This window comes from Streptomyces sp. MP131-18, assembly GCF_001984575.1.
In the GTDB taxonomy this organism is placed as follows: Bacteria; Actinomycetota; Actinomycetes; order Streptomycetales; family Streptomycetaceae; genus Streptomyces; species Streptomyces johnsoniae.
Genome location: NZ_LZNS01000001.1, coordinates 2,625,111 through 2,652,085, shown reverse-complemented (window position 1 = coordinate 2,652,085; position 26,975 = coordinate 2,625,111). Strand labels below are relative to the sequence as shown.

29 protein-coding genes are annotated in these 26,975 nt (G+C 72.7%); 21 read left to right on the top strand and 8 right to left on the bottom strand.

Going from position 1 to position 26,975, the window contains the following annotated elements:
- Positions 1 to 105: 105 nt before the first annotated feature.
- From STBA_RS11615 to STBA_RS11575, 9 genes are all read left to right on the top strand, one after another.
- Positions 106 to 1,095, top strand: coding sequence for an ABC transporter permease (locus STBA_RS11615; protein ID WP_077059176.1), 990 nt, complete (start codon positions 106 to 108; stop codon positions 1,093 to 1,095).
- Positions 1,096 to 1,132: 37 nt separating this feature from the next.
- Positions 1,133 to 2,950, top strand: coding sequence for an ABC transporter substrate-binding protein (locus STBA_RS11610; RefSeq protein WP_077059175.1), 1,818 nt, complete (start codon positions 1,133 to 1,135; stop codon positions 2,948 to 2,950).
- Between the two features lie 69 nt (positions 2,951 to 3,019).
- Positions 3,020 to 4,003 carry an ABC transporter permease gene (locus tag STBA_RS11605; protein WP_077059174.1) on the top strand — a complete coding sequence of 328 codons (984 nt, stop codon included), beginning with the start codon at positions 3,020 to 3,022 and terminating at the stop codon, positions 4,001 to 4,003.
- 12 nt (positions 4,004 to 4,015) lie between these two features.
- Positions 4,016 to 5,083: an ABC transporter ATP-binding protein gene (locus tag STBA_RS11600; RefSeq protein ID WP_077059173.1), complete on the top strand. Its 1,068-nt coding sequence runs from the start codon at positions 4,016 to 4,018 to the stop codon at positions 5,081 to 5,083.
- Between the two features lie 8 nt (positions 5,084 to 5,091).
- Positions 5,092 to 6,159, top strand: coding sequence for an oligopeptide/dipeptide ABC transporter ATP-binding protein (locus STBA_RS11595; protein ID WP_077059172.1), 1,068 nt, complete (start codon positions 5,092 to 5,094; stop codon positions 6,157 to 6,159).
- Between the two features lie 187 nt (positions 6,160 to 6,346).
- The gene (locus STBA_RS11590) at positions 6,347 to 6,541 is read left to right on the top strand and encodes a hypothetical protein (RefSeq protein ID WP_077063263.1); all 195 of its coding nucleotides are present in this window, start codon (positions 6,347 to 6,349) and stop codon (positions 6,539 to 6,541) included.
- Between the two features lie 384 nt (positions 6,542 to 6,925).
- Positions 6,926 to 7,795, top strand: a complete 870-nt coding sequence (gene mshB / locus STBA_RS11585) for an N-acetyl-1-D-myo-inositol-2-amino-2-deoxy-alpha-D-glucopyranoside deacetylase (protein WP_077059171.1) — start codon at positions 6,926 to 6,928, stop codon at positions 7,793 to 7,795.
- On the top strand, positions 7,792 to 8,157 hold the full coding sequence (locus tag STBA_RS11580) for a DUF6113 family protein (protein ID WP_077059170.1): 366 nt from the start codon (positions 7,792 to 7,794) through the stop codon (positions 8,155 to 8,157). The genes mshB and STBA_RS11580 overlap by 4 nt, the downstream gene beginning before the upstream one ends.
- Positions 8,158 to 8,274: 117 nt before the next feature.
- Positions 8,275 to 10,074 (top strand): hypothetical protein, encoded by a 1,800-nt coding sequence (locus tag STBA_RS11575; RefSeq protein WP_171987686.1) that lies wholly within the window; start codon positions 8,275 to 8,277, stop codon positions 10,072 to 10,074.
- A 20-nt stretch (positions 10,075 to 10,094) separates the two neighbouring features.
- On the opposite strand, the gene STBA_RS11570 is transcribed toward STBA_RS11575, so the two are convergent.
- On the bottom strand, positions 10,095 to 11,030 hold the full coding sequence (locus STBA_RS11570) for a GNAT family N-acetyltransferase (protein WP_366510772.1): 936 nt from the start codon (positions 11,028 to 11,030) through the stop codon (positions 10,095 to 10,097).
- Between the two features lie 178 nt (positions 11,031 to 11,208).
- On the opposite strand from STBA_RS11570, the gene fdxA reads away from it, so the two are divergent.
- Positions 11,209 to 11,535, top strand: coding sequence for a ferredoxin (fdxA, locus tag STBA_RS11565; RefSeq protein WP_077059169.1), 327 nt, complete (start codon positions 11,209 to 11,211; stop codon positions 11,533 to 11,535).
- 162 nt (positions 11,536 to 11,697) lie between these two features.
- Positions 11,698 to 12,798, top strand: a complete 1,101-nt coding sequence (gene dapC, locus STBA_RS11560; protein WP_079251860.1) for a succinyldiaminopimelate transaminase — start codon at positions 11,698 to 11,700, stop codon at positions 12,796 to 12,798.
- A gap of 73 nt (positions 12,799 to 12,871) precedes the next feature.
- Here dapC and STBA_RS36380 read toward each other — a convergent pair whose 3' ends face one another.
- Both STBA_RS36380 and STBA_RS11550 read right to left on the bottom strand, forming a co-directional pair.
- Positions 12,872 to 13,279, bottom strand: a complete 408-nt coding sequence (locus tag STBA_RS36380) for a hypothetical protein (RefSeq protein WP_077059167.1) — start codon at positions 13,277 to 13,279, stop codon at positions 12,872 to 12,874.
- 185 nt (positions 13,280 to 13,464) lie between these two features.
- Positions 13,465 to 14,367: a hypothetical protein gene (locus STBA_RS11550; RefSeq protein WP_077059166.1), complete on the bottom strand. Its 903-nt coding sequence runs from the start codon at positions 14,365 to 14,367 to the stop codon at positions 13,465 to 13,467.
- A 59-nt stretch (positions 14,368 to 14,426) separates the two neighbouring features.
- Here STBA_RS11550 and dapE point away from each other — a divergent pair, with 59 nt between their 5' ends.
- Positions 14,427 to 15,524: a succinyl-diaminopimelate desuccinylase gene (dapE, locus tag STBA_RS11545; RefSeq protein WP_077059165.1), complete on the top strand. Its 1,098-nt coding sequence runs from the start codon at positions 14,427 to 14,429 to the stop codon at positions 15,522 to 15,524.
- A 78-nt stretch (positions 15,525 to 15,602) separates the two neighbouring features.
- On the top strand, positions 15,603 to 16,352 hold the full coding sequence (locus STBA_RS11540; protein WP_077059164.1) for a TIGR00730 family Rossman fold protein: 750 nt from the start codon (positions 15,603 to 15,605) through the stop codon (positions 16,350 to 16,352).
- 12 nt (positions 16,353 to 16,364) lie between these two features.
- Here the strand turns inward: STBA_RS11540 and folP are convergent, their stop codons facing one another.
- Positions 16,365 to 17,225, bottom strand: coding sequence for a dihydropteroate synthase (gene folP / locus STBA_RS11535; RefSeq protein ID WP_077059163.1), 861 nt, complete (start codon positions 17,223 to 17,225; stop codon positions 16,365 to 16,367).
- A 155-nt stretch (positions 17,226 to 17,380) separates the two neighbouring features.
- Here folP and STBA_RS11530 point away from each other — a divergent pair, with 155 nt between their 5' ends.
- Positions 17,381 to 17,740: a DivIVA domain-containing protein gene (locus tag STBA_RS11530; protein WP_171987685.1), complete on the top strand. Its 360-nt coding sequence runs from the start codon at positions 17,381 to 17,383 to the stop codon at positions 17,738 to 17,740.
- A gap of 28 nt (positions 17,741 to 17,768) precedes the next feature.
- Here STBA_RS11530 and STBA_RS11525 read toward each other — a convergent pair whose 3' ends face one another.
- Positions 17,769 to 18,560, bottom strand: coding sequence for an enoyl-CoA hydratase-related protein (locus tag STBA_RS11525; protein ID WP_077063259.1), 792 nt, complete (start codon positions 18,558 to 18,560; stop codon positions 17,769 to 17,771).
- Positions 18,561 to 18,766: 206 nt separating this feature from the next.
- Between STBA_RS11525 and STBA_RS11520 the strand changes: the two genes are divergently transcribed.
- Positions 18,767 to 18,934, top strand: a complete 168-nt coding sequence (locus STBA_RS11520) for a DUF3117 domain-containing protein (RefSeq protein ID WP_019434894.1) — start codon at positions 18,767 to 18,769, stop codon at positions 18,932 to 18,934.
- Positions 18,935 to 19,022: 88 nt separating this feature from the next.
- On the opposite strand, the gene STBA_RS11515 is transcribed toward STBA_RS11520, so the two are convergent.
- Complete coding sequence (locus tag STBA_RS11515) at positions 19,023 to 19,733, bottom strand: O-methyltransferase (RefSeq protein WP_077059162.1); 711 nt, start codon at positions 19,731 to 19,733, stop codon at positions 19,023 to 19,025.
- A gap of 100 nt (positions 19,734 to 19,833) precedes the next feature.
- On the opposite strand from STBA_RS11515, the gene sigE reads away from it, so the two are divergent.
- The 5 genes from sigE to STBA_RS11490 all read left to right on the top strand — a co-directional run bounded on the left by sigE (position 19,834) and on the right by STBA_RS11490 (position 24,355).
- Complete coding sequence (sigE, locus tag STBA_RS11510) at positions 19,834 to 20,643, top strand: RNA polymerase sigma factor SigE (protein WP_077059161.1); 810 nt, start codon at positions 19,834 to 19,836, stop codon at positions 20,641 to 20,643.
- Entirely contained in the window at positions 20,640 to 21,443 is an 804-nt protein-coding gene (locus STBA_RS11505; RefSeq protein ID WP_077059160.1) for a zf-HC2 domain-containing protein, read from the top strand. Before sigE ends, STBA_RS11505 begins: the two co-directional genes overlap by 4 nt.
- A gap of 71 nt (positions 21,444 to 21,514) precedes the next feature.
- Positions 21,515 to 22,912: a trypsin-like peptidase domain-containing protein gene (locus STBA_RS11500; RefSeq protein WP_253194660.1), complete on the top strand. Its 1,398-nt coding sequence runs from the start codon at positions 21,515 to 21,517 to the stop codon at positions 22,910 to 22,912.
- 121 nt (positions 22,913 to 23,033) lie between these two features.
- Complete coding sequence (locus STBA_RS11495; RefSeq protein ID WP_077059159.1) at positions 23,034 to 23,540, top strand: sec-independent translocase; 507 nt, start codon at positions 23,034 to 23,036, stop codon at positions 23,538 to 23,540.
- Between the two features lie 134 nt (positions 23,541 to 23,674).
- On the top strand, positions 23,675 to 24,355 hold the full coding sequence (locus STBA_RS11490; protein WP_077059158.1) for a hypothetical protein: 681 nt from the start codon (positions 23,675 to 23,677) through the stop codon (positions 24,353 to 24,355).
- A gap of 44 nt (positions 24,356 to 24,399) precedes the next feature.
- Here STBA_RS11490 and STBA_RS11485 read toward each other — a convergent pair whose 3' ends face one another.
- The gene (locus STBA_RS11485) at positions 24,400 to 25,575 is read right to left on the bottom strand and encodes an Mrp/NBP35 family ATP-binding protein (protein WP_077059157.1); all 1,176 of its coding nucleotides are present in this window, start codon (positions 25,573 to 25,575) and stop codon (positions 24,400 to 24,402) included.
- 81 nt (positions 25,576 to 25,656) lie between these two features.
- Here STBA_RS11485 and STBA_RS11480 point away from each other — a divergent pair, with 81 nt between their 5' ends.
- Positions 25,657 to 26,421, top strand: a complete 765-nt coding sequence (locus STBA_RS11480) for a hypothetical protein (RefSeq protein ID WP_253194658.1) — start codon at positions 25,657 to 25,659, stop codon at positions 26,419 to 26,421.
- Here the strand turns inward: STBA_RS11480 and STBA_RS11475 are convergent.
- Complete coding sequence (locus STBA_RS11475; protein ID WP_077059156.1) at positions 26,405 to 26,953, bottom strand: hypothetical protein; 549 nt, start codon at positions 26,951 to 26,953, stop codon at positions 26,405 to 26,407. The genes STBA_RS11480 and STBA_RS11475 overlap by 17 nt on opposite strands.
- Positions 26,954 to 26,975 lie beyond the last annotated feature (22 nt).

The window sequence follows — 26,975 nt, the reverse complement described above, 5'->3', positions numbered from 1 at the left end:
ATAGGTTTATACCATTGCTACTCCTTGACGGCTGTCTGTGTGCCTTGCCACAGTCGCGATCTACACGCATCGCATGCACAGGACCGCACCCGTCGGGGGGACTTGATGTCCAGCCAAACCGTGGCCGCCGAGGCCGTTCCGGTCGTCGAGGCCGGCGCCGTCGGCCGCTCGCCCGGCCGGCTGATGTGGCGCCGCTTCCGGCGTGACCGGGTCGGTGTCATTTCCGCCTGTGTCGTGCTGTTCTTCTTCGCCGTCGGGCTGCTCGCGCCGGTCATCTCCTGGCTGTACGGAAAGGACCCGTACACCAGATACGGCCAGTTGGAGAGCGGTCTGCTCAACGAGTACGGCTATCCCGTCAAGCCCAACGGCGGCATCGACGGTGAATTCTGGTTCGGGCTCGAACCCGGCACCGGACGTGACGTTTTCATGGAGCTGGTCTACGGAATACGCACATCTCTCCTCATCGCCCTCGTCGTCACGATTCTCGCCACGCTCACCGCGATCGTGCTCGGCATCGCCGCCGGCTACCTCGGCGGCCGGTGGGACGCCGCCATCAGCCGCCTCATCGACCTGCTGATGGCCTTTCCGCAGCAGCTGTTCTTCGTCGCGTTCCTGCCGATCATCGCCACCCTTTTCGTCGACCCGCGGCAGGAGACACCGACCCACGTCAAGGTGATCTCCGTCATCATCGTGCTGTGGGCGCTCGGGTGGATGACACTGGGCCGCATCCTGCGCGGCGCCACCCTCTCCCTGCGTGAACGCGAGTTCGTCGAGGCGGCCAAGGTGAGCGGCGCCTCCCCGTGGCGCATCATCCGCAAGGAGCTGCTGCCCAACGTGGTCTCGCCGATGCTGGTGCAGGCCACCTACATGCTGCCGAACTTCGTCACCACCGCCGCCGCGCTGTCCTTCCTCGGCGTGGGCCTCACCGAGCCCACCCCCGACTGGGGCCGGATGTTCGCCACCGCGGCCGAGGTGTACCGCAGCGACATCACGTACATGTTCTTCCCCGGAGTCTCGATGGTGATCTTTATCGTCGCCTTCAACCTCCTGGGGGATTCGGTCCGGGACGCCTTCGACCCCAAGACCGTCCGATGACATCCCTCAACAGGAACGGGCAGGTGCACAGCAACCCATGAGCATCCACACCTTGCGCAGAGGGCGCACGGCCGGGGTGTCCATCGCCCTGGCGGGCGCGCTGCTCCTCGGCGCGTGCAGCAGCGGCGGAGGCGGCGGGGCCGAAGACGGCGAGAACGGCGAGGAGCAGTCCGCCCCCGAGGAACTGACCTCCATATCCTTCGGCGACGAGGCGGCCTCCACAGGACCCGCGGAAGAAGTGCCCGACGCACAGCCGGGCGGCACGGTGAACGTGTTCGAGGACGTCCCGCCGGACCACCTGGACCCGGCGCAGATCTATGTCCAGCACGAGCAGAACATCGCCCGCCTCGTCCACCGCGGCCTCACCGCCGTGAAGCTGGACAACGACGGCAACTACACCGTGGTCGGCGACCTGGCGACGGACTCCGGGCAGGTCTCGGAGGACGGCCTGACGTGGACGTACACCCTGAAGGAAGACATCTTCTTCGCCGACGGGACGCCCATCACCTCCGCCGACATCCGGCACACGTTCGAGCGGCAGTTCGCGCCGTTCATCACCCAGGGTCCCACCTACATCCAGCAGTGGCTGGCCGACGCGGACGGCACCGACTACCGCGAACTGCTGCCCGAAGGCCCCTACAACGGCGACCACCTGCCCGACTCCGTGCTGGAGACCCCGGACGAGCGCACGGTCGTCTTCCACTTCTCCCGGCCGCAGAACGACCTGCCGTACGCCCTGTCGATCGCCGGCTACGCGGTGGTCTCCGAGGAGCACGACACGCAGGAGGCGTACGACCAGGAGCCGATGACCTCCGGGCCCTACCGCATCGAGGAGCACCGCCCCGGCCGTTCCATGACGCTCACCAGGAACGAGCACTGGGTCCCCGAGACCGACCCGACGCGGAACGCCTACCCGGACGCCTTCGAGATCAGCTTCGGGCACAGCCAGGAGGACTCCACCGCCCGGCTGATGGCCGACAACGGCGAGAACCGGAACGGCATCAGCTTCAGCAACGGGCTCGACCCGGGCAACGGTCCGACCGTGATGGAGGACCCGCAGTACCGTGAGCGGCTGGTCGAGGGCTACCAGTCCTTCGTGTGGAGCCTCGCCATCAACATGGACACCGTCACCGACGAGCGCGTCCGGCAGGCCATCGCCTACGCGCTGCCGCTCAACGGCATCCTCAACGCGTACGGCGGCTCCATCGGCGGCCAGTACACCGCCAGCATGATCAGCCCGCTGCTGCCCGGCTACCAGCCGGACTACGACCCGTTCGGCAAGGTCGCCAACCCGCAGGGTGACGCGGAACGTGCCCGCGAACTGCTGGAGGAGGCCGACGCCGTCGGCTTCGAGCTGTCCTACGTGCACCACACCGCCGCCGAGGACCAGCAGGCCGCCGTCGCCATCGCCGACGCCCTGGAGACGGCCGGCTTCGAGGTCAACCGCAGCGAGGTCCCGCCGGAGACCTACTACGACACCATCGGCGTCGTCGACGGCGGCTACGACATCTACCGCAGCAGCTGGGGCCACGACTGGCTGTCCGCCGGCACCGTGATCCCGCCGCTGTTCGACGGCCGGCAGATCCAGGACGGCGCGTCCAACTACAGCCACCTGAACGACGAGCACGTCAACGCGGAGATCGACCGCATCCGCGGCATCGAGGACGCGGCCGAGGCCGCCGCGGCCTGGGTCGAACTGGACGCGTACATCCAGGAGGAGCTGGTGGCGGCCGTGCCCGGATTCGCCTACCGGCAGACGATCATGCACGGCTCGATGATCGGCGGCGCGGTGTTCAACGACGACTTCGGCACCGTCGACATGCGCCGCATCTACGTCATCCAGGACGAGAGTTAGCCACCCGCCGGCCGGCCCGGACGACCGGGCCGGCCGGCGCACGGCACCTACCGAAGGCAGCCACCTACGATGCTCCGATTCCTCATGAGGCGAACGCTCGGCGCCGTCGCCATCCTGCTGGTCATCAGCGCCGTCACGTTCTTCCTCTTCTACGCGATCCCGCGCAATCCCGCGCTGCTCGCCTGCGGCAAGGGCGTCTGCACCGAGGAGCAGCTCGCCATCGTCGAGCACAATCTGGGCATCGACAAGGCCATTCCCGTGCAGTACTGGGAGTACATGGTCGGCATCTTCGCCGGCCGCGACTTCCCCGCCGGACACTGCCCGGCACCCTGCCTCGGCTTCTCCTTCCGCGACAACCGGCCGGTGCTGGACACCATCATGGACCGGCTGCCGACGACCGTCTCCCTGACCATCGGCGGCGCCGTCGTCTTCCTGATCCTCGGCCTCGGCCTCGGCATGCTGGCCGCCGCCAGGCGCGGCACGCTGCTGGACAAGACGGTCAGCTCCACCTCGCTGGTCCTCAGCTCCATGCAGATCTACTTCCTCGGCCCGCTGGCCCTGGCGGTCCTCGTGTACAACACGGGGCTGCTGCCGCAGCCCTCGGACGCCTCGGCCTTCACGGAGGAGCCGTGGGAGTGGTTCAAGGGACTGCTGCTGCCCTGGCTGGTGCTGGCGACGATCTTCACCGCCAACTACACCCGTATGTCGCGCGCCACCCTGATCGAACAGCTTCAGGAAGATCACGTCCGCACCGCCAAGGCGAAGGGCATGTCCCGGCCCACGGTCTTCTTCCGCTACGCCTGGCGCGGCTCGCTCATCCCCATCGTCACCATCTTCGGCATCGACCTCGGCGCCCTCTTCGGCGGCGCCATGATCACCGAGGTGACGTTCTCGCTGCACGGTCTCGGCAGACTCGCGGTCGACTCCGTCACGCAGTCCAACCTGCCCATGCTGATGGGCGTGATGCTGTTCGCCGCGCTCATGATCGTCCTGTTCAACATCATCATCGACGCCTGCTATGCGCTGATCGACCCGCGCGTGCGTCTCGGCTAGGAGCGGACCGACGTGACCACCACAGAAGAAGCCGCTTCGGAGCCGGCCGCCCCGTTCCTGTCCGTGCGCGACCTGCGGGTGCGCTTCGCCACGGAGGACGGCGTCGTCAAGGCGGTCGACGGGCTGTCCTTCGACGTCGAACGCGGCCGGACCCTCGGCATCGTCGGCGAATCCGGGTCGGGCAAGTCGGTCGCCAACCAGACCGTTCTCGGCCTGCACAACCCCGACAACACCACCGTCACCGGCGAGATACACCTCGACGGCGAGGAGTTGACGGCCGCGCCGGAACGCCGCATGGAGCGGCTGCGCGGCAACAAGGTCGCGATGATCTTCCAGGACCCGCTGACCGCGCTCTCGCCCTACTACACGATCGGCCGCCAGATCGCCGAGCCGTTCCGCAAGCACCGGGGCGCCACGCGGCGCGAGGCGCGCGAGCGCGCCATCGAGATGCTGGGCAAGGTCGGCATCCCCAACCCGCACCGGCGGGTGGACGACTACCCGCACCAGTTCTCGGGCGGCATGCGGCAGCGCGCCATGATCGCGATGGCGCTGATCTGCAACCCGGACCTGCTGATCGCCGACGAGCCCACCACGGCGCTCGACGTGACCGTCCAGGCGCAGATCCTGGACCTGCTGCTCGACCTCCAGCAGGAGTTCGGCTCGGCGATCATCATGATCACCCACGACCTCGGCGTGGTCGCGCAGGTGTCCGACGACGTGCTGGTGATGTACGCGGGCCGTGCCGTCGAACGCGGCGGCGTCGACGACGTGCTGCGCCGCCCCCAGCACCCCTACACCTGGGGCCTGCTGGGCGCCATGCCGCGGCTGACGGGCGACGTCTCCCAGGAGCTGGTGCCGATCCCCGGCAGCCCTCCCAGCCTGCTCGACCCGCCCGCCGGCTGCCCGTTCACCCCCAGGTGCGCCTTCCCCGAGGAGGTGGCGGACCCGGTCTCCTGCGCGGGCGACCGGCCCGCGCTGCCCGAGGGGCGCGGCGCGGCCTGCCATCTGAGCGCGGAGCAGAAGCGGACCTTCTTCGTCGAGCGCATCCGGCCCCGGCTCAGCCAGGGCCGGCCGAATTGAGGACAGCGATGACCAGCACCACGTGGGACAAGGACGACCGGGTGCCCCTGATGACCGTCGAGGGGCTGGTCAAGCACTTCCCGGTCAAGGGCGGCTTCCCGATCAAGCGGACCGTCGGCGCCGTCAAGGCCGTGGACGGTCTCGACCTGACCGTGCACGAGGGCGAAAGCTTCGGGCTGGTCGGCGAGTCGGGGTGCGGCAAGTCGACCACGGGCCGGCTGCTCGCGCGGCTGCTCGAACCCAGCGCGGGCACCATCACCTACCGGGACCTCGACATCACCCACGCCTCCAGGCGCCGGCTCGCGCCGGTCCGCTCGGAGATCCAGATGATCTTCCAGGACCCGTACTCCTCGCTCAACCCGCGGCAGACCGTCGGCACGATCATCGGCGGCCCCATGGAGATCAACGGCATCGACCCGCCCGGCGGCCGGGAGGCCAGGGTCCGCGAACTGCTCGGCACCGTCGGCCTCAACCCCGAGCACTACAACCGCTTCCCGCACGAGTTCTCCGGCGGCCAGCGGCAGCGGATCGGGGTGGCCCGCGCGCTGGCGCTCGAACCGAAGCTGATCATCGCCGACGAGCCGGTCTCCGCCCTCGACGTCTCCATCCAGGCGCAGGTCGTCAACCTGCTGCGGCGCGTGCAGCGCGAACTGGGTATCGCGTTCCTCTTCATCGCCCACGACCTCGCGATCGTGCGGCACTTCTCGCAGCGCATCGCCGTGATGTACCTCGGCAAGATCGTCGAGGTGGGCGACCGGCAGTCCATCTACGAGCGGCCGCGCCACCCCTACACCCACGCGCTGCTCTCCGCGGTCCCCGAAGTCGCCGCGGACACAGGGGAAGAAGCCGCGGCGGACCCGGGCGACGCCCCGCCGCCCCGGGAGCGGATTCGCCTCAAGGGGGACGTGCCCTCGCCCACCGACCCGCCCTCCGGGTGCCGTTTCCGCACGCGCTGCTGGAAGGCCGAGGACAAGTGCGCCGCCGAGGAGCCGCCGCTGGTCAGGCTGTCGGGGAACGGCGCGGGACACCTCACCGCCTGTCACTTCCCCGAGGAGGGCACCACCCTCGCCCGCTGACCGCGGGCGACGGGCCCGGCAGCACCGTGAGCCGGGGGCGTGCGCCCCTCTTCTGCACCCGTGCACCGAACCGTGAGCGGGGCGTTGATCGCTATGATCCAGAACGCGTGGTGGAAGGACACTTCCAGGCACGGAAGGTCTCGTTGGCCTGCCCGAAGCCGGGTGCGACTTCATGGAGGTGATCTTGATGGGGCTGTCCGTCTCCGCGGTACTGCTCTTCACGATCATTGTCGTTTTGCTGGTCAGGAAGTCGGGACTGAAGGTCCTGCACGCCATCGTCTGCGTGCTCCTGGGCTTCTACCTCGCCGGGTCCAACATGGCACCGGCCATCGACGACTTCTCCACCGGCCTCTCCGACATGATCAGCGACATCAGCTTCTGACCCGGAGCCGGAGCCCCGGCCGTCAGGTCCTGTCGTTTGGATCTTCGTGGATCAGGTCGCGTTGTCGGATGCGGTGGATCGCAAGGCGGACGATCGCAGCTCGTACGTGGAAGCACCTCCCTGGGAGCATCTCCCTGGGGGCACCTCCCAGACGAAGTCTGAGGGAGGAGTCTGGGGTGGGGGCACCTCCCTGGGGGCACCTCCCAGACGAAGTCTGGGGGAGGAGTCCGGGGTGGGGGCACCTCCCGGACGGAGTCTGGGGGAGTACTCGCGCGATGCGACAACGCAGCGTGGGGGCGCCTCCCAGCCGCCAGGCTGGGGGAGTGCCGTAGCCGGCAGCGCGGCCCCGCGAAGATCCAAACGACAGGGCCTAAGCTCGCTGCCATGAGTTCCGGCCAGGCGCGCGTGCTGCTGGTGCACGCCCATCCCGACGACGAGTCGATCTGCAATGGCGTGACCATGGCCGCCTGCGTCGCCGCCGGTGCCGCGGTCACGCTCGTGACCTGCACGCTGGGCGAGGAGGGCGAGGTCATCCCCGCCCCGCTCGCCCACCTCACGGCGGACCGTGACGACGCGCTCGGCCCCCACCGGGCGGACGAACTGGCCGCCGCCATGCGCGTCCTCGGCGTCACCGACCACCGCTTCCTCGGCGGCCGGGGGCGCTGGCGCGACTCCGGCATGATGGGCCTGGCCACCAACGACCACCCGGCCGCCTTCTGGCGGGCCGGCCTCGACGAGGCCGGCGCGGCGCTCGCCGACGTCATCGCCGAGGTGCGCCCGCAGGTGCTCATCACCTATGACCCCGACGGCGGTTACGGTCACCCCGACCACATCCAGGCGCACCGCGTCGCGATGCGCGGCGCCGAACTCGCCGCCGGGCGGCACCGGATCGCCCGCATCCTGTGGTCCTGCGTGCCGCGCTCCGCGGCCGAGGACCGGTTCGCCGCGCTGCGCGCCGCGGGCCCCGGCCGGTTCCCCGGGGTGGCGGGCCCGGCCGACGTGCCGGGCGTGACCGAGGACGGGAACGTGGCGCTGGCGGTCACCGGCACCGCGGCGCAAGTGGCCGCCAAGGCCGCCGCCATGGCGGCGCACGCCACGCAGATCGAGGTGGCGGGCGGGGTGTTCGCGCTGTCCAACGGTCTTGCGCAGCCGCTGTGGGAGACGGAGTACTACCGGCTGGCCGCCGGGGAGCCGGTGCCCGCGGGCGCGCGGGACGTCTTCGCCGGCCTGGGGCACGTGGAGGGTTCCTCATGAAGTGGGCCGCATACGCGGGACTCGGACTGCTCGGCGCGCTCGCCGGCCTGGCCGGGTCGCTGGTGCAGGGCGCGTGGTTCCCGCTGGGGCTGCTGCTCGCGCTCGGCGGCGCGGCGGCCCTGTTCTGGGGCGGGGCGCTGGTGACCCGTTCGCGGATCGGCGCGGGCGTTCCGGCGGGCGGATGGTCCGTCGTCGTGCTGCTGCTGACCATCACGCGTCCGCAGGGCGATTTCATCTTCGCGGCGGGTGCGGGCAGTTACCTGTTCCTGCTGGGCGGCATGGCGCTGGCTGTGGTGTCCGCCACTCTCGCCCCCGCGGAACGCCCGCTGTTCGCCGTGCCGGAAGCGCACTCACGTTCGTAGCGGTGTATGTGCCAATCCTGTGGTGGCGCCGTACCACACCGCCGTCCCCAGTATCGTGGGGCCAGCCGTCCGGTTCCGACCCAGTCCCGGGCCGGACGCCAACCGGGAGACCCAGCCTTGAGTCGTGAAACTGACAATCCGCCCCCCGGCCCGCTGGGGTGGGGTGAACCCCAGCGGGGCAACGGAGAGGGCGAAGCCCGCCCGGGAGCCCCGCGGCCGGATGAGAAGAAAACAGAAACCACGCTGACCACCCGCGCCCGCATCAACATCCCGGGCTCGCGGCCCATTCCGCCCATCGTGGTGCGGGAGACCGTGGACGAGCCGGCGGGGCGCGACGCACCCGCGCCCGCGCCGCCCGCCGCGGCGGCCGGGGACACGGCCGGCGGCGGCCCAGGCAAGAAGACCAGCTCCTGGTTCGAGCCGAAGAAGCCACCGGCGTCCCAGGGCGGCCCGGCTCCGCAGGCGCCCGCCGACCCCCCGCCCGCCGACACCCCGCCCGGGGGCCACCCGGCGGTGACCGAGACGCCGGCCGACGGCATCCCCGCGTCCTGGTTCAGGCAGCACTCCGACACCCCGCCCGCCGGGACGCCCCTCGGCCTGCCGCCGCGACCGGTCGGCCCCACCACGGGCCCGGCCACCGGGGACATGCCGCTGCCGCCCGTCCCGCCCGCCGCCCAGGCGCCGCCGCCGCGCGCGCAGGCGCCCGCGCTGCCGGAGGAGGAGGACCCGGTCGGCACCACCATGGACCTCGGCGGCCCCTTCCCGCCGCCGCCCCCGGCCGACCTCACCGGCACCGGGCCCCTCCCCGTGCTGGACGGCACCGGTGCCGGGCGGCCGGCCGCGCCGGAGCCGGGCCCCGCGGTGCCGCCGCCGGGCCCACGGTCCCCGGCCGCCGTCCCCGAGCCCGCGGGCTCGGGCGGCGAGGGCGGCGAGGCCGCCCCGCCGCCGAAGGCCGCGAAGCCCAAGCCGAAGGGCCGCTCCAAGCTCAAGCTGCTCATGGTCGCCGTGGTCGGCGCGGCCGTCGTCGCTTACGGGGCCGGCCTGTACCTGAGCCCCGAGGACGTGCCGAAGGGCACCACCGTCCTGGGTATCGACATCGGCGGCCTCAGCGCGCAGGAGGCCACCAGCCGTCTCGACTCCCAGCTGGAGGCGGCCAACAACGAGCCGGTGACGGTACTGATCGGCGAGCAGGAGGCCGAGCTGAAGCCGAGCGTCGCCGGGCTCTCCGTGGACACGGAGGCCACCGTGCGCGCCTCGTCGGGCCAGGACTACGGCCCGGTCGCCGTCTACGGCTCGCTGCTGGGCGCCGAGCGCACCGCGGAGGCCGTCTTCTCCGTCGACCGCGAGAAGCTGACGGTCGCGCTCGACGACCTCGCCGAGGGCCAGGGCAGCGGGCCCGTGGAGGGCGGCATCGACTTCGAGAACGGCGAGGCGATCGGCAGGCTCGGCGAGCCGGGTACCGCCGTGGACCTCCAGGCTGCGGCCGACGCCGTCGAGTCCGCGTTCCGCGACCGGGCCGCCACCGGCAGGAATCCCGCCGTCGAACTGCCGATGACCACCCAGGAGCCCGAGGTGGACGAGGCGGAAGTGCAGCGCGCGATGGAGGAGTTCGCCGAGCCGGCGATGTCGGGTCTGGTGACCGTGCGGGCCGGGACCGAGGAGATCTCCTTCAGCCCGCAGGGCACCCTGCCGCAGTTCCTCTCCATGGAGGCGGTGGACGGGCGGCTCGTGGACACCTACGACCTGGAGGTGCTCGAGGGCCTGTACGGCGCCACGTTCGACGGCGTCCTGGTCACCCGCGGCGACGGGAGCCAGACCCCGGTCACCCCGGAGGACGTCGTGGGCGCGCTGCGCGAGGCGCTGCTGGCGACCGACCCCGCGCAGCGGGTGGGCGTCATCGAGCTCGACCCGAGCTGAGGTGCCCGGCCGCGGGTCCTTCAGCGGCGGTCCGCCTCGGTCGGCGAACGGTAGTGGTAGTGGTGGTGGTCGGCGAAGCCGAGGCTCCGGTAGAGGGTGCGGGCCGCGGCGTTGTCCGTCTCCACCTGGAGGTGGGCGGCGCTCGCGCCCGCGTCCAGCGCCGCGCGGGCCAGGGCGGCCATGACTTCCCTGGCCAGGCCGGTGCCACGGTGGGCCGGGTCCACGCGCACCGCCGTGAAGCCCGCCCACCGGCCGTCCACGACGCAGCGGCCGACCGCGGCGGGCCGCGGGCCCGAGCCGGGCGCCAGCGCGAACAGGGTGGTCCGGCCGCCCGCGAGCACGCGTTCCGCCGTGCCCGGCGCATCCGCGGCCCGGGGCCAGCCGCTCAGCCACGCGGCCGTCAACTCCCCCTCGACCCTGACCCGTTCGACGGGCTCCCGGTCCGCGAGCGGGGCGAGCGCCGCGATCTGCACCACCGCGTGGCCCGACGCGGCCCAGCCCCGCCGTTCGAGACCGGCCGCCAGCAGCTCCTGACCCGTGGCGAGCTGGAACGCGGGCGGCAGCCCGCGGGCGGCGTACCAGGCGGATATGCGGGCAAGGTCGGGGGGCGCGTCGCCCAGTGCGCACGCCGAGTTCGCGCGCCGTGTCCACCCACCGGCCGCCCGCACCAGCCAGTCGCCGATGCGTTCGGTCGCGGCCGCCGGCCAGGCCCTGGCCGCGACCGCCGTCAGCTCGGGCACGTCCGCGGCCGGCAGCCCCCGCCGCCTGGCCGGAGTATCCGGCACGACCTTGCCCGCCACCAGCGCGGACTCCCGCAGTCGCACGGCGCTCCCGTCACGCCGGGTGACCTCCAGTGAACCGTCCGTCCAGGCGGTGAGCACGCCGACGGTGTCGGTGAACCGTCCCGCGGGGTCGCCCGGCTCCGTCAGCGTGCGGAGCGAAACGCGTTTGCCCACGTCAGCAGGCCCTACCCGAACGGTAAGACCGCCCCTCATGGCGAACTCCACCGGCTTCCCAGCCCCCTCTTGTTCTTCCTACAGCCTCAACCGGCGATACTAGGGCTGAGCATCGACGACGCCGCGCTCCCGCGCGCATCACGGCGGACCCGCCGCCCCTACAAGGAGGACTGACAGCGTGACCTACGTCATCGCGGAGCCTTGTGTCGACCTGAAGGACAAGGCATGCATCGAGGAGTGCCCTGTCGACTGCATCTACGAGGGGCAGCGCGCCCTCTACATCCACCCCGACGAGTGCGTGGACTGCGGTGCTTGCGAGCCGGTGTGCCCGGTGGAGGCCATCTTCTACGAGGACGACACCCCGGAGGAGTGGAAGGACTACTACAAGGCCAATGTGGAGTTCTTCGACGACCTGGGCTCACCCGGCGGTGCGAGCAAGCTGGGCCTGATCGAGCGGGACCACCCGCTGATCGCCGCGCTGCCCCCGCAGAGCCACGACGAGTGACCTGCCGCCTTCAGCGTTCTGATCAGGCGTCTCACCCGGTCCCGTGCGGCACCCGCCGCGCGGGACCGACACGTTCCGAGCCGTGTGCCGTCCACGGAGGTCGGGACCGGTCAGGACAGGTCAGGATCTGGCGTGCGTAGTGCCGAGGAAGGGAGCCGTTCCGTGTCATCCGTGTCCGCCCGCCTGCCCGTCTTCCCCTGGGACCGGCTCGAACCGTACAAGGCGATCGCCGCGGCCCACGCGGACGGGATCGTGGACCTCTCGGTCGGCACCCCCGTCGATCCGGTGCCCGAGTCGGTCAGGCGCGCCCTGGCGGCGGCGGCCGACAGCCCCGGCTACCCGACGGTGTGGGGGACCCCGGCGCTGCGGGACGCCCTCGTCGGCTGGTGCGAGCGGCGGACGGGGGCCGCGGGCCTCGGGCACGGCAACGTGCTGCCCGTGATCGGCTCCAAGGAGCTGGTCGCCTCCCTCCCGGCACAGCTGGGCCTGGGCGCGGGCGATCGGGTCGCGTTCCCCGAGCCGGCCTACCCGACGTACGAGGTCGGCGCGCGCCTGGCGGGCGCCGAGCCGGTGCCCTACCACGGCGCGCCGACCGCTCTCGACCCGACGGGTCTGCGGCTGCTGTGGCTCAACTCCCCCTCCAACCCGACCGGTCGCGTGCTCGGCGCCGCCGAGCTGCGGGAGGTGGTGGCGTGGGCCAGGGCGCACGGGGTGCTCGTCGTCAGCGACGAGTGCTACCTGGAGCTCGGCTGGGAGACCGAGCCGGTCTCCGTGCTGCGCCCCGACGTGTGCGGCGGCAGCACCGAGGGCCTGGTCGCCGTGCACTCGCTGTCCAAGCGGTCCAACCTGGCCGGGTACCGGGCCGCCTTCCTCGCGGGGGACGCGGCGGTGCTGGGCGAGCTGCTCGCCGTCCGCAAGCACGCCGGGATGATGATGCCCGCGCCGGTGCAGGCGGCCATGGCAGCGGCGCTCGGCGACGACGCCCACGTGGCCGAGCAGCGCGAACGGTACGCCGCGCGGCGCGCGGGGCTGCGGGACGCGCTGGTGAGCCGCGGGTTCCGCATCGAGCACAGCGAGGCGTCGCTCTACCTGTGGGCGACGCGCGACGAGCCGTGCTGGGACACGGTGGCCGACCTCGGCAAGCAGGGCGTCCTCGTGGCGCCCGGGGAGTTCTACGGCCCGGCGGGCGCGCGGTTCGTGCGGGTGGCGTTCACCGCCACCGACGAGCGGGTCGCCGCTGCGGTGCGGCGGCTGACGGTCTGAGCGGCCCGCAGGAACGGCCCCGGGCGTCCGGGGCCGTTCCTGCGGGGCGTGGGGGGCGTGGGCGCGGGGTGGGTCAGAGGTAGAGAAGGTGCATGCTCGGGTTCTCCATCGAGGGCAGCATCCGCTGGAGTTCGTTCGGGGTGGGGCCGATCTGCGCGGCCTTGTACGCGAGGCTCTGCCCGAGCCCGGCCGTGGTCTGCGCGGTCCGCCGCCCGGCGTCGTGGACCACGGGGACGACGACCGGCACGACCTCACGGACGGTGGGGCCCGCGATCCGTTCGACGGCGCCACTGACCTCGCCGGTGGTGGCGTCCAGCGTATCGTTCACCAGGGCGCCGTCCGGCGCGACCAGCCCCGTCAGGTCCGGCGTCCCGGGCAGCGGCGCGGCGGCGGCCTGCCCGGCGGCCCCGACGACGGGCGCGGTGCCGGCGGCGAGCAGGAGGGCGGCCTTCGTCAGGCGGCGCGTGAGGGGGTGGGACATGATGCTCCTTTTGCCTTCAGGAAGCGATGCGGACGCCGTGCCTATCGCTCGGGGGCGGTGGGAGGTTGCGGGAGCCCCGGGTAAAGGATTCGCAATGCATCGCATTATTGCGTCCGATTAAATCGGGCAATCGGCTTGGACGTCGAGGCCTGAGGGAACGTCAGCAGGACCGTTCCCCGGGCCATTTAAGGAATCGACTCGGCCGGACCGAATACGGACAGCTGAACTTCCGGGGCGCCGGCCAGACTTTCCTCCGCGGCCTCCTGCCAACCGTCCCAGGAACGCCGCGCCTCCCAGACGCGGTTTCCGTAGGAGACCCGCTCGATTCCCAGCTCGGCCGAGTGGGCCACCGCCCAGTGCGCGAGTTCCCAGCCCCGCCTGGTCTCCTCCCCGCCCTGCAGCGGAACGGTCAGCCGCGTGCCGTCGCCGGTCGGCTGCACCCCCTCGCCGAACTCCCGCATCATCCGCTCGTGGACCTCCCGCGGCTGCCCCGCGGGCTGCTCCGCCACCGTCCACGAGCAGCTCAGCGCGGCCTCGGCCCGCCCGGTCAGCGCCCCCGCGAGCAGGGCCGCCTCCTCCTCGTGCCGGGCGTACGCGTCGGGGAACGCGCTGCGCTGCACCTCCTGCGCCGCCACGGTCAGCGGCAGTGTCAGGTAGCCGGGCACGTCGACCAGCCGGTCGTAGAACGCCCCCGCCGCGTAGACCGGGTCCATCACCTCCGCCTCGCTGCCCCAGCCCATCGAGGGCCGCTGCTGGAAGAGGCCGAGCGAATCCCGGTCGCCGTAGTCGATGTTGCGCAGGCTCGACTCCTGCATGGCGGTGGCGATCGCTATGGTGACCGCCCGCTCGGGCAGCCCGCGGGCCGAGGCGACGGCCCCGATCGTGGCGGCACTCGCGGCCTGCTCCGGCCGGAGCGTGAAGGCGCGTTCACCGTCGGGTCCCGCCACCGAGCAGCGCGGCGGCCCGCGCCGGTCCCGGTCCTCGCCGGACTGCGTGACGGCGTACGCCGCGGCGCCCAGCAGAACGAGCGCGGCGCACGCGCCGCCGATCACGCGGTGGCTGCGCTTTCCGGTCGTCCGTTCGGGCACGCGGACGAGGGTATCGGTTCCGCACGGGGGCCACCGGGCCGCCCGGGTACGGTGGCCCCATGGAACGATCCGCGCCGCCCGCCCTCGACCTCGGCCGGGACGCGGCCGCCCTGACCGCCGAGCTGGTGGACATCCCGTCCGTCAGCGGCACGGAGCAGCCGCTGGCCGACGCCGTCGAGGCGGCCCTGCGCACCCTCCCGTGGCTGCGGGTCGACCGCCACGGCAACAACGTGGTGGCGCGCACGGACGCGGGCCACGGCGAACGGGTCGTGCTGGCCGGGCACATCGACACCGTGCCGATCGCGGACAACGTGCCCGCCCGCCTCGACGCCGACGGCGTGCTGTGGGGCTGCGGCACCTCGGACATGAAGTCGGGCGTCGCCGTTCAGCTGCGCATCGCGGCCACCGTGCCCGAGCCGAACCGCGACCTGACGTTCGTCTTCTACGACAACGAGGAGGTCGCGGCCGAGCTGAACGGTCTCGGGCACCTGGCCACCGACCGGCCCGACTGGCTGGCCGGGGACTTCGCCGTCCTGCTCGAACCGTCCGGCGGCCAGGTCGAGGGCGGCTGCCAGGGCACGCTGCGGATGCGGCTGCGGCTGCCGGGGCAGCGCGCCCACTCGGCGCGCTCCTGGACCGGTGAGAACGCCATTCACGCCGCCGCGCCCGTGCTGGCCCGCCTGGCCGCCTACCGGCCGCGTCGCCCGGTCATCGACGGCCTCGAGTACCACGAGGGGCTGAACGCGGTCGGGATCGAGGGCGGGGTGGCGGGGAACGTCATCCCCGACGCGTGCGTTGTCACGGTGAACTACCGGTACGCGCCCGACCGTGACGAGGCGGCGGCCGTCGCCCACGTCCGGGAGGTCTTCGAGGGCTGCGGCATCGCCGAGTTCACCGTCGAGGACCACTCGCCCGGGGCCCTGCCCGGCCTGTCGCACCCGGCCGCCCGCGCCTTCATCGAGGCGGTCGGCGGCGAGCCGCGGCCCAAGTACGGCTGGACGGACGTCTCCCGGTTCAGCGCGCTCGGCGTCCCCGCGGTCAACTACGGCCCCGGCGATCCGAACGTGGCGCACAAGCGGGACGAGCGTGTGGCGGTGGCGGCGATCTTCCACTGCGAGGAGCGCCTGCGGGCGTGGCTGACCGCGCCCGCGCGGTGAACGGCCGCGTTCGCGCGGTGAACGGCCGCGTTCGGCAAGGGCGTGGACGCGGACAGGACGGCGGATGAGGAGCACGGCATGAGCGGCAGCCAGGGACCGGACGAGCGGGGCGGCCGGCGCGAGCAGCGCCTCGGCCCGGTGGTGCGCCGGCGGGGGCAGATCACGGCGGGCACCGCCGACCAGCGGCTGCTGGACACCAGAGGCCCTTCCGACTGGGTCCACGGCGACCCGTGGCGCGTGCTGCGCATCCAGTCGGAGTTCGTCGAGGGCTTCGGCGCCCTGGCCGAACTCGGCCCGGCCGTCAGCGTCTTCGGCTCCGCCCGCACCGCGCCCGGCTCCCCCGAGTACGAGCTGGGCCGGCGCATCGGGAGCGGCCTCGCCGAGGCGGGCATCGCCGTGATCACCGGCGGCGGCCCCGGCGCGATGGAGGCGGCGAACCGCGGCGCGAGCGAGGCGGGCGGCGTCTCGGTCGGCCTGGGCATCGAGCTGCCCTTCGAGCAGGGGCTGAACGAGTACGTCGACATCGGGGTCAACTTCCGGTACTTCTTCGTCCGCAAGACGATGTTCGTGAAGTACGCCCAGGGCTTCCTGGTGCTGCCGGGCGGGCTCGGCACGCTGGACGAGCTGTTCGAGGCGCTGACGCTGGTCCAGACGCAGAAGGTGACGCGTTTCCCCATCGTGCTCGTCGGCACCGAGTACTGGAGCGGCCTGGCCGCCTGGCTGCGCGACACGGTCGTGGCGCAGGGCAAGGCCTCGCCGAAGGACATGTCCCTCTTCCACCTCACCGACGACGTCGACGAGGCGATCGCCCTGGTCACCAAGCCCTGACCCGGGTGCGCGTCAGGCCAGGCCGCGGCGCGCCACGGCGGGGGGCCGCCGCCCGGCGATGGCGGCGACCATGTCCAGCACCTGCCGGGTCTCGGCGACCTCGTGCACCCGGTAGACCCGGGCGCCGAGCCACGCCGAGACCGCGGTGGTGGCCAGCGTCCCCAGCAGCCGTTCCCGCACCGGCAGATCGAGCGTCTCGCCGACGAAGTCCTTGTTGGACAGCGACACGAGCACCGGCCACCCGGTGGCCGTCATCTCGTCGAGCCGCCGCGTCGCCTCCAGGGAGTGCCGGGTGGACTTCCCGAAGTCGTGCCCCGGGTCGATGAGCACCGCGTCGCGGCGCACGCCGAGCGCGACCGCCCGCTCGGCCAGGCCCACGGTCACCCTCAGGATGTCCGCCATCACGTCCTCGTAGGCCACCCGGTGCGGGCGCGTCCGCGGCCGTGCGCCGCCCGCGTGGGTGCACACCAGACCCACGCCGTGCTCCGCCGCGACCTCGGCCAGGCGCGGGTCGACGCCGCCCCAGGCGTCGTTCAGCAGGTCGGCGCCCGCGGCGCAGACCGCCTCGGCGACCTCGTGCCGCCAGGTGTCCACGCTGATCACCACGTCCGGGTGACGCCGCCGCACCTCGGCGACGAACCCCGCGGTGCGGCGGATCTCCTCGGCCGCGTCCACCTCGGCGCCGGGGCCGGCCTTGACCCCGCCGATGTCGATGATCGCCGCGCCCTCGGCCACCGCCCGTTCGACGCGCTCCAGGGCGGCGTCGTCGCGGAAGGTCGCGCCCTGGTCGTAGAAGGAATCGGGTGTCCGGTTGACGATGGCCATGAGCACCTGCTCGTCCGGCCCGAACTCCCGTGTTCCCAGGCGCAGCATCAGCTCAGCTCTTTCGTTCTCGCCCGACCCGCGGCGGCGGCGTACGCTTCGAACCTACCCGCCCGCCGCTGTCGGCGGGGCGTGCGACGATCGGCACAGCGGCCGGACGCGCCGCGGACGAGGCGCCAACGACGAGGCAAGGGGGAGCAGTTTTCGTGTTCTGGTTTCTGATGGCGGCGATGGTCGTGGTGATCGCCGCGGTCACGCTCGCGGTGCTGGGCAGCGGCGACGGGTCCGGCGGTCCTGCGGCCGGCGGGCTGGCCGACGCGGAGCCGGACCGGCTGGACGACCCGCTGCCGATGGACCGGCCGGTGGGCCCGGCGGACGTGGTGCGGGTGCGGCTGCCGGTGGCGCCGCGCGGCTACCGGATGGCCGAGGTCGACGACGTGCTCGACCGGCTCGCGGCCGAGCTGGCCGAGCGCGACGCGCGGATCACGGAGCTGGAGACGGCACTGGCCGGCGCCTCGGCCCCGGCCGGGCCCAAGGACACCGCGCCGCCGAAGGACCCGGCCTGAGACCCGCGGGCAGCCGGTGCCGCGGCGCTCACGCGCCGCGGAAGCGCGGCCGTTCCTTCTTGGCGAACGCGGCCACGGCCGCCCGGTGGTCGGCCGTGGCCCCCGCCTCGGACTGGAGCGCGGCCTCCACTTCCAGGGTCTCGGTCAGCGGATGGCCGGCCGCGAAGGCGAGCGACTCCTTGATCGCGGCGTAGGCGCGCGTGGGGCCCGCCGCCAGGGCGCGGGCGATCTCCCGTGCGGTTTCCGGCAGTTCGTCGTCCGGCACCACCCGCTGGGCGATGCCGAGCCGTTCGGCCTCCGCGGCGTCGATCTTCCGCGGGAAGAGCAGCAGATCCGCCGCGCGACCGGGGCCCACGAACCGCTGGAGGGTCCAGGACAGTCCCGAGTCGGCCGTGAGCGCAATTCCCGCGAACGCGGTGCTGAATGAGGCGCCGTGGGCCACGACGCGGTAGTCCGCCGCCAGCGCGAAGCCGAATCCGGCCCCCGCCGCCACTCCGTTCACCGCGGCCACCACGGGTTTCCGCATTCCCGCGATGGCGCTGACGACCGGGTTGTAGTGCAGGGCGACGGTGCGCATCGCGTCGTCTTCTTCCGCCAATGCCGCGGTGTGTTCCTTGAGGTCCTGCCCGACGCAGAAGGCCCGTCCGCGGCCGGTGAGGAGAACGGCGCGCACCTCGGAATCCCCCGCCGCCCGCCGCAACGAGTCGCGCAGCGCTTCCTTCGCCGTCACATTCAGGGCATTCATCGCCTCGGGGCGATTCAGCGTGACAGTCGCGAGACCGTCGGTTACGTCGTAGAGCACGGTGTCGGTGTCGGCCATGCCGCACAGCATGGCGCAGTCATCCGAGCTATCGCGGGACAATCGGCGAATTGAGTGGTTTTGCGCGTGTGCGTTGCCGAAGCTATACCGCCCAATGTTGGTCATCGGCACGTTCCATGCGGGATAATGGCGGCAAGCAATGTGTTCGACGCCGGTGACCCTCGTGTTGTCGGCTTCGACGAGCTGGTTCAGGAAGGGGAACGAGCATGGCGGCCATGAAGCCGCGGACGGGCGATGGTCCGCTTGAGGTGACCAAGGAGGGGCGGGGCATCATCATGCGCGTTCCGCTCGAAGGCGGTGGCCGACTCGTCGTCGAGCTGACTCCTGACGAAGCAGTCGCGCTCGATGAGGAGCTGAAGAAGGTGACCGGCTGAGCCGCCGCGCTCCGAGCTGACTCGTCGGCGCTGCCCCGGAAGGTCGTCCGGGGCAGCGCCGTCTTGTCCGCCGCGCCGCCCGCGGCCGTCAGGCCCGCGCGGCGCACAGCAGCCCATCGCCGACCGGGAGCAGCGCAGGCACCAGCTCCTTGCTCTCACGGACGGCGCGCAGCAGCTCGCGCAGCTTGCGCACCTCGGTGGGCTGCGCGGCCGAGTCCACCGTGCGGCCGCCGGCGAAGACCCCGGCGAAGCAGACGAGCCCGCCCGGCCGCAACAGCCGCAACGATTCTGCGAGGTACTCCAGGCATTCGAGCCGGTCGCCGTCGCAGAACACCAGGTCATAGCCGCCGTCGGTCAGCCGCGGCAGCACGTCGAGGGCGTGGCCGGGGATGACCCGCGTGCGGTTGGCCGCGTGCCCCGCCATACGGAACGCCTGCCGGGCGAACTGCTGCCGCTCCGGCTCGACGTCCACCGTCGTCAGCACCGCGTCCGGCCGCATGCCCGCCAGCAGGTGGATGCCGGACACCCCGGCGCCCGTGCCGATCTCGACCACCGCCCTGGCCGCCGTCGCGGCGGCGAGCAGCCGGAGGGCGTCCCCGGTGCCGGGCGACACCGGGCGCACCCCGGCCTCCCCGGCCCGGTCGCGGGCCCATCGGAGCGCCGCACCCTCGGCGGTCTCGGCGTCCGGTGCGCCATACGCCTCGGCGAACGCCCAGCTCGTCAGCCGGTTGCCGGTAATGGCCCTCTCCTGTCCCCGTCTTTCACGCGCTTTGACTGTATCGACTCCGCGGGGGAACAGGGCGCCCGGACCGGACGTTGGATCGATCGGGGCCGCCCGCAGCGGCGCCGGCGGAAAGCCGTCAAGAAATGCTTATCCGGAGCTAACGGGCGAGGTGGCTATGGTAGGGACTCCACTGGACACCACCAGAGCCGACAGGGGAGGTGCGGCCACGTCCACCGGCCGGGGGGCGCTCAAACGCTTCCTGCGGTCTTCCGGCGGGCCGAATTCCGTGACAGAGAACGCTGACGCCGACCGGGCGCAGGCCACCGCCGACGCGGCCGACGGCACCACCACGACCGTCGCCACGTTCAACGAGGGCTCCGACAGCGCCACGTGGGCGCCGCCGAGCTGGGAAGAGATCGTCAGCACCCACAGCGCGCGCGTCTACCGGCTGGCGTACCGTCTCACGGGCAACCAGCACGATGCCGAGGACCTCACGCAGGAGGTCTTCGTCCGCGTCTTCCGTTCGCTGTCCACGTACACCCCCGGCACGTTCGAGGGCTGGCTGCACCGCATCACGACCAACCTGTTCCTGGACTCCGTGCGCCGCAAGCAGCGCATCCGGTTCGACGCCCTCGGCGAGGACGCCGCCGACCGGCTGCCCAGCCGCGAGCCCACGCCCCAGCAGCACTTCAACGACACCCACTTCGACGCCGACGTGCAGCAGGCGCTGGACACCCTCGCGCCCGACTTCCGTGCCGCCGTGGTGCTCTGCGACATCGAGGGCCTGAGCTACGAGGAGATCGCCACCACGCTCGGCGTGAAGCTCGGCACGGTGCGCAGCCGGATTCACCGCGGACGTTCGCACCTGCGCAAGGCGCTGCGCCACCGTTCGCCCCGCGTCCGTTCCGAGCGGGTGGAGCGGGAGGACTCCGTCCTCGCCGCCGTCCCCGCGGGGACGCGTGCGGAGGAAGGCGGGGCGGAGTGAGCGGTCCCGAGGGCACCGGCCGGTCCGACCACCACCTCGGGGAGAGCCTGGCGGCCCTTGTCGACGGTGAGCTGTCCCACGACAGCAGGGACCGCGTGCTGGCCCACCTCGCCACCTGCGCGCACTGCAAGGCGGAGGCGGACGCGCAGCGCGAGGTCAAGAGCGTGTTCGCGCGCAGCCCGCTGCCCGGCCCGTCCGACGGGCTGCTGGCCAGGCTCCAGGGACTGCCCGCGGCCGACGCGGGTCCGACCGCGCCCGCCGACGACGACGTGCCGGACGACCGCGACGAGCCGCCGGCCAAGCGATCATCGGCCCTGCGCCTTGACCTGCTGCCGGGCGGGCGCCAGCGTGACTCGCTGCTCGGCCCGCCCACCCTCGGCGGCGAGCGTGGCTTCCGGATACATGAGCCGGGGGCCGCGCGGGTGCACCGCGGCCACCGGCTCGCCTTCGCCGCCGCGGGCGCGGTCTCGCTGGCGGCGTTCGCCATCGGCGGGGCGGTCAGCAGTGTCGGCACCGCGACGACCACGGCCGGTTCCGCCCCGCCCAGCGCGGTATCCGCCGGCAGCGGCGCCAGCACGGTGAACGTGGCCCGCCCACCGGCCGCGCGTTCGGAGGATGAAAACCGGCTGCCCGCGGTGCTGACCGCCCAGGCCGCAGGACTTGCGCTGCTCAGCGCCCCGGCCGGGCCGATCGGGACCAGCGGGCAGTTGTTCCCGCTGCTCGGCACGGGCCTGGGCCTCGGCGCGGACGCCGATCCCTCGGCCGCACCGAGCATTCTGAATGCGCTGAGTCCTCGCTGATTTCGGGCGACTGACCTGGTTCAATTCTCAGCCGGGACCAGGACGCCGCGGAGACGATGGGGAAAGCCGCCATGGACAAGGGCAACAGCCTTCCCGGCCACCAGGCCGCCTCGCAGCCCGCCTGGGGATCAGGCGCGGGTGATGACGCGGAGTCGGCGGGCCAGGACCCGTACGGCACACCGCCGTACGGGCAGCCGGGCCCCTGGGCGCCCGCGCCCCCCGTGCAGCGGCCCGACCCGACCCCGCCCGCGGGCACCCAACTGCCCCCGCCCGCGCAGGGCCCCGCCCCGCAGGCGCGTTCCGAGGGGCCGCGTTACGACCCGTGGGCCACACCGCACGGCGGCACGCCGGTGCCGCAGGCCCACCCCGCCCCGCAGCAGCCGCCGGCCGGCCGCGGGCGGGCCGGGCGGCTGGTCGCGGGGGCGGCGGTGATCGCCCTGGTGGCCGGCGTCCTCGGCGGCGGGATCGGGGTGTACCTGGAGCGGGAGGGCCTGTTCAGCGAGGTGAGGCTGCCACAGGCCACGGCCGGTGAGTCGCCGCCCCCCGAGGGCAGCATCGCCGGCATCGCCGCGGAGGTGCTACCGGGCGTCGTCACCCTGGGCGGCGGCACCGGCTTCGTGCTGGACGACGAGGGGCACATCCTCACGAACGCGCACGTGGTGCGCCCGGCCGCGGAAAGCGGCGTGATAGACGTCACGTTCAGCAGCGGGGACAGGGCGCAGGCCGAGGTCATCGGCCAGGACAGCGGCTACGACCTGGCCGTGGTCAAGGTGACCGGGGTCTCGGGGCTGAGCCCGCTGCCGCTCGGCGACTCCGACGCGGTGCGCGTCGGCGACCCGGTGGTGGCGATCGGCGCCCCGTTCGATCTGGCGGGCACCGTCACCTCCGGCATCATCAGCGCCACCGAGCGGCCGATCACGGCGGGCGGTGCGGAGGCGGACGGCTCGGACATCAGCTACGTCAACGCGCTCCAGACCGACGCCCCGATCAACCCGGGGAACTCCGGCGGCCCTCTGGTCGACGGCAGCGGCCGGGTCATCGGCGTCAACAGTGCGATCCGCACCGCGGACAGCGGCGGCTTGGACCCGGGGCAGTCGGGCAGCGTGGGCCTCGGCTTCGCCATCCCGGTCAACCAGGCCAAGGACGTGGCCGAGCAGCTGATCAACACCGGGCGGGCCAGCCACCCGGTCATCGGCGTCACGCTGGACACCGGCTACCCCGGTGACGGCGCCCGCATCGGCAGTGCCTCGGGCGGCCGGGCGGTCGAGCCCGGCAGCCCGGCCGACGAGGCGGGCGTGGAGGAGGGCGACGTCATCACCGCGGTCGACGGCGAGCCGGTGCGGGGCAGCGACGAGCTGATCGTCAAGATCCGCAGCCACCGGCCAGGTGACGAGCTGGAGCTGACCATCGAACGGGACGGTGACGAGATCTCACTGCCCGTCACCCTGGGGGAGGCCTACAGTGACTGAGACGGGGCGCTCGGCGTGCTCTTGGCCCGTCGTTCACCGCATCGTTGAGGTACGCCGTCTCCCGTCCGCAGCCGTTGCCGGGTACCGTGGCCATCTACCGTATGCGTGAGGGAGCTGTCAGGTGTTCTTCGATATAGGGTCACTGGAGTTCATCACGCTGATCATCCTCGCCATCCTGGTTTTCGGCCCGGAGAAGCTGCCGAAGATGATCCAGGACGCGGCCAATTTCATCAGGAAGATCCGCGAGTTCTCCGACAGCGCCAAGCAGGACATCCGCAGCGAGCTGGGGCCCGAGTTCAAGGACTTCGAGTTCGAGGATCTCAATCCCCGCCGCTTCGCGAAGAAGCACCTGCTGGACAACGACGACCTCGGTCTCAAAGAGCTCACCAGCAGCCTCGACATGCGCAAAGAGCTGACCGAGGTGACCGACGCGGTCAACGGCCGCACCCCGGAGAGCCGCCTGGCGAAGAAGTCCCCCGGTGGCACCGGTGCCACGGCCGCCGCGGCGGGCGCCGCCGCGGGCACGGCGGCAGCGGCCGGTTCCGTGTCGCTGAGCAAGAAGGACGACGCCGCCCCGCAGGCCGCGGCCCCCAAGGACCCCCCGCCGTTCGACGCCGACGCCACCTGAGTGGATGCGCCGCCCTTCGGGGCATATGACACCACTTGATCTCCAGGCATGCCCGACACCCCGGACCTGTATGGCTATCCTCCCTATGTCCGGGGTGAGCCCAGGACGAGGGCAACGAGGAGGCGTCGCGTTACATGGAGACGACGAGTCGGGCAGAGCCGCAGGACTCCGCAGGCGGCCCAGGCGCGTCCGGGGGCGGGGGCGCGCCGCAGGGGGTCCCGGGGGCGCGCCGCGCGGTGGAAGGCTATCTGATGGCGGGCTTCCCCTGGTACGGACTGGACGAGGCGTTCACGGGCCCCCGCTGGCTGATGCAGGTCGGGGTCTCCGCGGACGGGGCCGTGGAGCACGGCTCCACGGGCCACGGCGACGAGCCGTCGCTGCGGGGGGAGCTCGAGGACGAGGAGCAGCGGTTCGCGGTCGTGGTGACCGTTGCCAGCCGCCCGGTGCGGCGCAGCCCGGACGGCACGGGGCTCCTGGAGGCCACGACGGTGTCCTCCGCCGCGTGGCTGGCCGGTTCCGGCCTGCTGTCGTGCACCTGGCCCTCGCAGCTGGAACGGGCGCTGCGGCAGGACTGGCTCGAACAGCAGACCGCCATCGCCTGGGAGCTGGCCGACGACCTGCACGGCGGTACCTGGACCGTGCTGTCCCTGCCGGTGGACGGCGTCCCCACCGACTTCCACTACCGGGAGTCGGAGTACGGCTGGGTGCTGGCGGGGGCCGCGCAGCACGACGTGCACATCGGCGCCTACGGGCGCGGGATGAGCGCGTACGGCCTCGGCTTCGCCGTGGTCAAGGACATCGAGAGCTACGCCTAGGGGCCGCGGTCCCGGTGGGCGGCCTGGCCGCCCACCGGGACCCGTCAGAACTTGTTGCGCGGGGTGATGCCGAGCGACATCCCGGCGAGTCCCCGCTGCCGCACGCCGAGCGCGGCGGCCACCTCGCGGAGCGCGGCGCCGGCCGGTGAGTCCGGGTCGGACAGCACGACGGGCTTGCCCTCGTCGCCGCCCTCCCGCAGCCGCACGTCGATCGGGATGGAGCCGAGCACCGGGACCTCCGCCCCCGTCGTCCGCGTCAGGCCCTCCGCGACCCGCCGGCCGCCGCCCGTGCCGAACACGTCGACCATCTCGCCGCAGTGCGGGCAGGGCAGGCCCGCCATGTTCTCCACGACGCCGACGATCTTCTGGTGCGTCTGCACGGCGATCGAGCCGGCCCGCTCCGCGACCTCGGCGGCAGCCTGCTGCGGCGTGGTCACCACCAGAATCTCCGCACCGGGAACGAGCTGCGCGACGGAGATCGCGATGTCGCCCGTGCCGGGCGGCAGGTCGAGGAGCAGCACGTCGAGGTCGCCCCAGTAGACGTCCGCGAGAAACTGCTGGAGTGCACGGTGCAGCATCGGGCCCCGCCACACCACGGGCGCGTTGCCCGGCGTGAACATCCCGATGGAGATCACCTTCACGCCGTGCGCCGACGGCGGCATGATCATGTCTTCCACCTGGGTCGGCCTGGCGTCCGTGCCCAGCATGCGCGGCACCGAGTGGCCGTAGATGTCGGCGTCCACCACGCCGACCTTCAGCCCGTCGGCCGCCAGGGCCGCGGCCAGGTTGACGGTGACGGAGGACTTGCCGACGCCGCCCTTGCCCGAGGCGACCGCGTAGACGCGGGTCAGCGAGCCGGGCTGGGCGAACGGGATCTCCCGCTCGGCCTTGCCGCCGCGCAGCGAGGCCGCGAGGTCCTTGCGCTGCTCGTCGCTCATCACGTCGAGATCGACGCGCACCCCGGAGACGCCGTCGACCGCGCGGACCGCCGCCGTCACGTCGGCCGTGATGGAGTCCCGCATGGGGCAGCCCGCGATCGTCAGATACACCCCGACGGTGACCGTGCCGTCGGCGGCGATGTCCACGGACTTGACCATGCCGAGGTCGGTGATGGGCCGGTGGATCTCCGGATCGTTCACCCGCGTCAGGGCGGCCCGCACCGCGTCTTCCGTGGGGAGCGTGCCCGTCGCGCCCCGGGCCTGGGGGGTATCGGTAGCCATGACCCCGATGGTACGGCGCCGGGACGCAGGGGCAGGACACGACCTACAGGCCGTGGCGGGCTTGCCGGTACGCTGCGCCCCGTGACCCCAACTGCCCCCACAGAACAGCTCAGGTGGCGCAGGGCCGTGGCGGGCGCGGTGTGCGCCGGCGCGCTGGCCGTGACGTTGCCGGCGTGCGGCGGCTCCGAGGAGCCCGAGGTGGAGACCAACGGCGTCGATGAGCTCGCGCCGGAGGAGATGGAGCGGCGCGCCAGAGAGGCCGCGGCCGAGGCGGCCACCGTCCGGCTGTCCGGCACGGTCATCACCGGCGACAGCTCCTATCGGATCGACGTGCGGCTCGGCAACGACGGCGGGGTGGGCGAGGTCTCGGCCGGGGGCGCCACGTTCGAGGTGCTGCGCGTCGGCGAGGACCTGTACATCAAGGCGGACGCGGCGTTCTGGGAGAGCGGGGGCATCCCGGAGGAGCTGGAGTCCGATCCGGCGGAGAAGCTGGACGGCCAGTACGTCAGGGTCGCGCCCGAGGACCCCGCGTACGCGGAGCTGAGCGGCTTCACCGACAAGAACACGCTGCTCGACGGGCTGCTGACGCTGGAAGGCGACCGGGCCGTCGACGAGGAGCACGGCGAGATCGACGGGGTGGAGACGGTCCGCGTCGAGGGCGACGGCGGCGCGGGCGGCGCGATGGAGGTCTCCCTCGTCGGCACCCCCTACCCGCTGCGGATCGAGCGCGGCGGCGAGGCCGGGGAGCTGACGATGGACGACTGGGGCGAGGAGTTCTCGCTGAACGCCCCGCCGGAGGACGACGTCGTCGACTACGGCGACGAGATGATCACCGAGGAGGAATAGCGGCGCCGCCCCGCCGGCCGCTGCCGCGGCGGGCCGGCAGGCCGCTCGGCACGGGCACGCGGGTGCTCGCGGGCGTCGGCAGGGGCGCGGCGGCCGGGGAGGCGTCGGGCAGCCGGCCGGGGCGCTGGGTCGGCTCCCCTGCCGGTGCCAGGCACAGCACCCGGCAGGTCGCGGCCCAGCGGCCGGGCAGTGTCTCGGCGTCCGGTGCGTTCAGCCGCTTGCCCTTCAGCTCGGCGACCGCGGCGGTCCATTCGGGCCCGTCCGGCGGCGGCTCCGCGACGTGCGCGGGCCACACCACGAGCCGGCCGCCCTTGTCCTTGCTGCGGCAGCTGACCGTGGCCGTGCCTCCGTCGGTCAGGCCGAGCCCGTCGAGCGGCTGCTCGCCGGGGCCGCCGACGAGCCACACCGCGCCGTCGTGCCAGACGTGCCACAGGGCGCGTGCCGGACCTTCCTGGCCCCGTACCCACACCAGGGCGGACTTCTTGGCGGCTTCCTCGATCAGGGCCCGGTCGAACGCGGCGGCGGTCGTCATGCCCGGAGCGTAGCCCCGCGGG

Bases quoted from the DNA above. Each gene is read 5' to 3' on its own strand.
- STBA_RS11615 (WP_077059176.1), top strand. From the start codon at position 106: ATGTCCAGCCAAACCGTGGCCGCCGAGGCCGTTCCGGTCGTCGAGGCC.
- STBA_RS11610 (WP_077059175.1), top strand. From the start codon at position 1,133: ATGAGCATCCACACCTTGCGCAGAGGGCGCACGGCCGGGGTGTCCATC.
- STBA_RS11605 (WP_077059174.1), top strand. From the start codon at position 3,020: ATGCTCCGATTCCTCATGAGGCGAACGCTCGGCGCCGTCGCCATCCTG.
- STBA_RS11595 (WP_077059172.1), top strand. From the start codon at position 5,092: ATGACCAGCACCACGTGGGACAAGGACGACCGGGTGCCCCTGATGACC.
- STBA_RS11590 (WP_077063263.1), top strand. From the start codon at position 6,347: ATGGGGCTGTCCGTCTCCGCGGTACTGCTCTTCACGATCATTGTCGTT.
- mshB (WP_077059171.1), top strand. From the start codon at position 6,926: ATGAGTTCCGGCCAGGCGCGCGTGCTGCTGGTGCACGCCCATCCCGAC.
- STBA_RS11580 (WP_077059170.1), top strand. From the start codon at position 7,792: ATGAAGTGGGCCGCATACGCGGGACTCGGACTGCTCGGCGCGCTCGCC.
- STBA_RS36380 (WP_077059167.1), bottom strand. From the start codon at position 13,279: ATGTCCCACCCCCTCACGCGCCGCCTGACGAAGGCCGCCCTCCTGCTC.
- dapE (WP_077059165.1), top strand. From the start codon at position 14,427: ATGGAACGATCCGCGCCGCCCGCCCTCGACCTCGGCCGGGACGCGGCC.
- STBA_RS11540 (WP_077059164.1), top strand. From the start codon at position 15,603: ATGAGCGGCAGCCAGGGACCGGACGAGCGGGGCGGCCGGCGCGAGCAG.
- folP (WP_077059163.1), bottom strand. From the start codon at position 17,225: ATGCTGCGCCTGGGAACACGGGAGTTCGGGCCGGACGAGCAGGTGCTC.
- STBA_RS11525 (WP_077063259.1), bottom strand. From the start codon at position 18,560: ATGGCCGACACCGACACCGTGCTCTACGACGTAACCGACGGTCTCGCG.
- STBA_RS11520 (WP_019434894.1), top strand. From the start codon at position 18,767: ATGGCGGCCATGAAGCCGCGGACGGGCGATGGTCCGCTTGAGGTGACC.
- sigE (WP_077059161.1), top strand. From the start codon at position 19,834: ATGGTAGGGACTCCACTGGACACCACCAGAGCCGACAGGGGAGGTGCG.
- STBA_RS11500 (WP_253194660.1), top strand. From the start codon at position 21,515: ATGGACAAGGGCAACAGCCTTCCCGGCCACCAGGCCGCCTCGCAGCCC.
- STBA_RS11490 (WP_077059158.1), top strand. From the start codon at position 23,675: ATGGAGACGACGAGTCGGGCAGAGCCGCAGGACTCCGCAGGCGGCCCA.
- STBA_RS11485 (WP_077059157.1), bottom strand. From the start codon at position 25,575: ATGGCTACCGATACCCCCCAGGCCCGGGGCGCGACGGGCACGCTCCCC.
- STBA_RS11475 (WP_077059156.1), bottom strand. From the start codon at position 26,953: ATGACGACCGCCGCCGCGTTCGACCGGGCCCTGATCGAGGAAGCCGCC.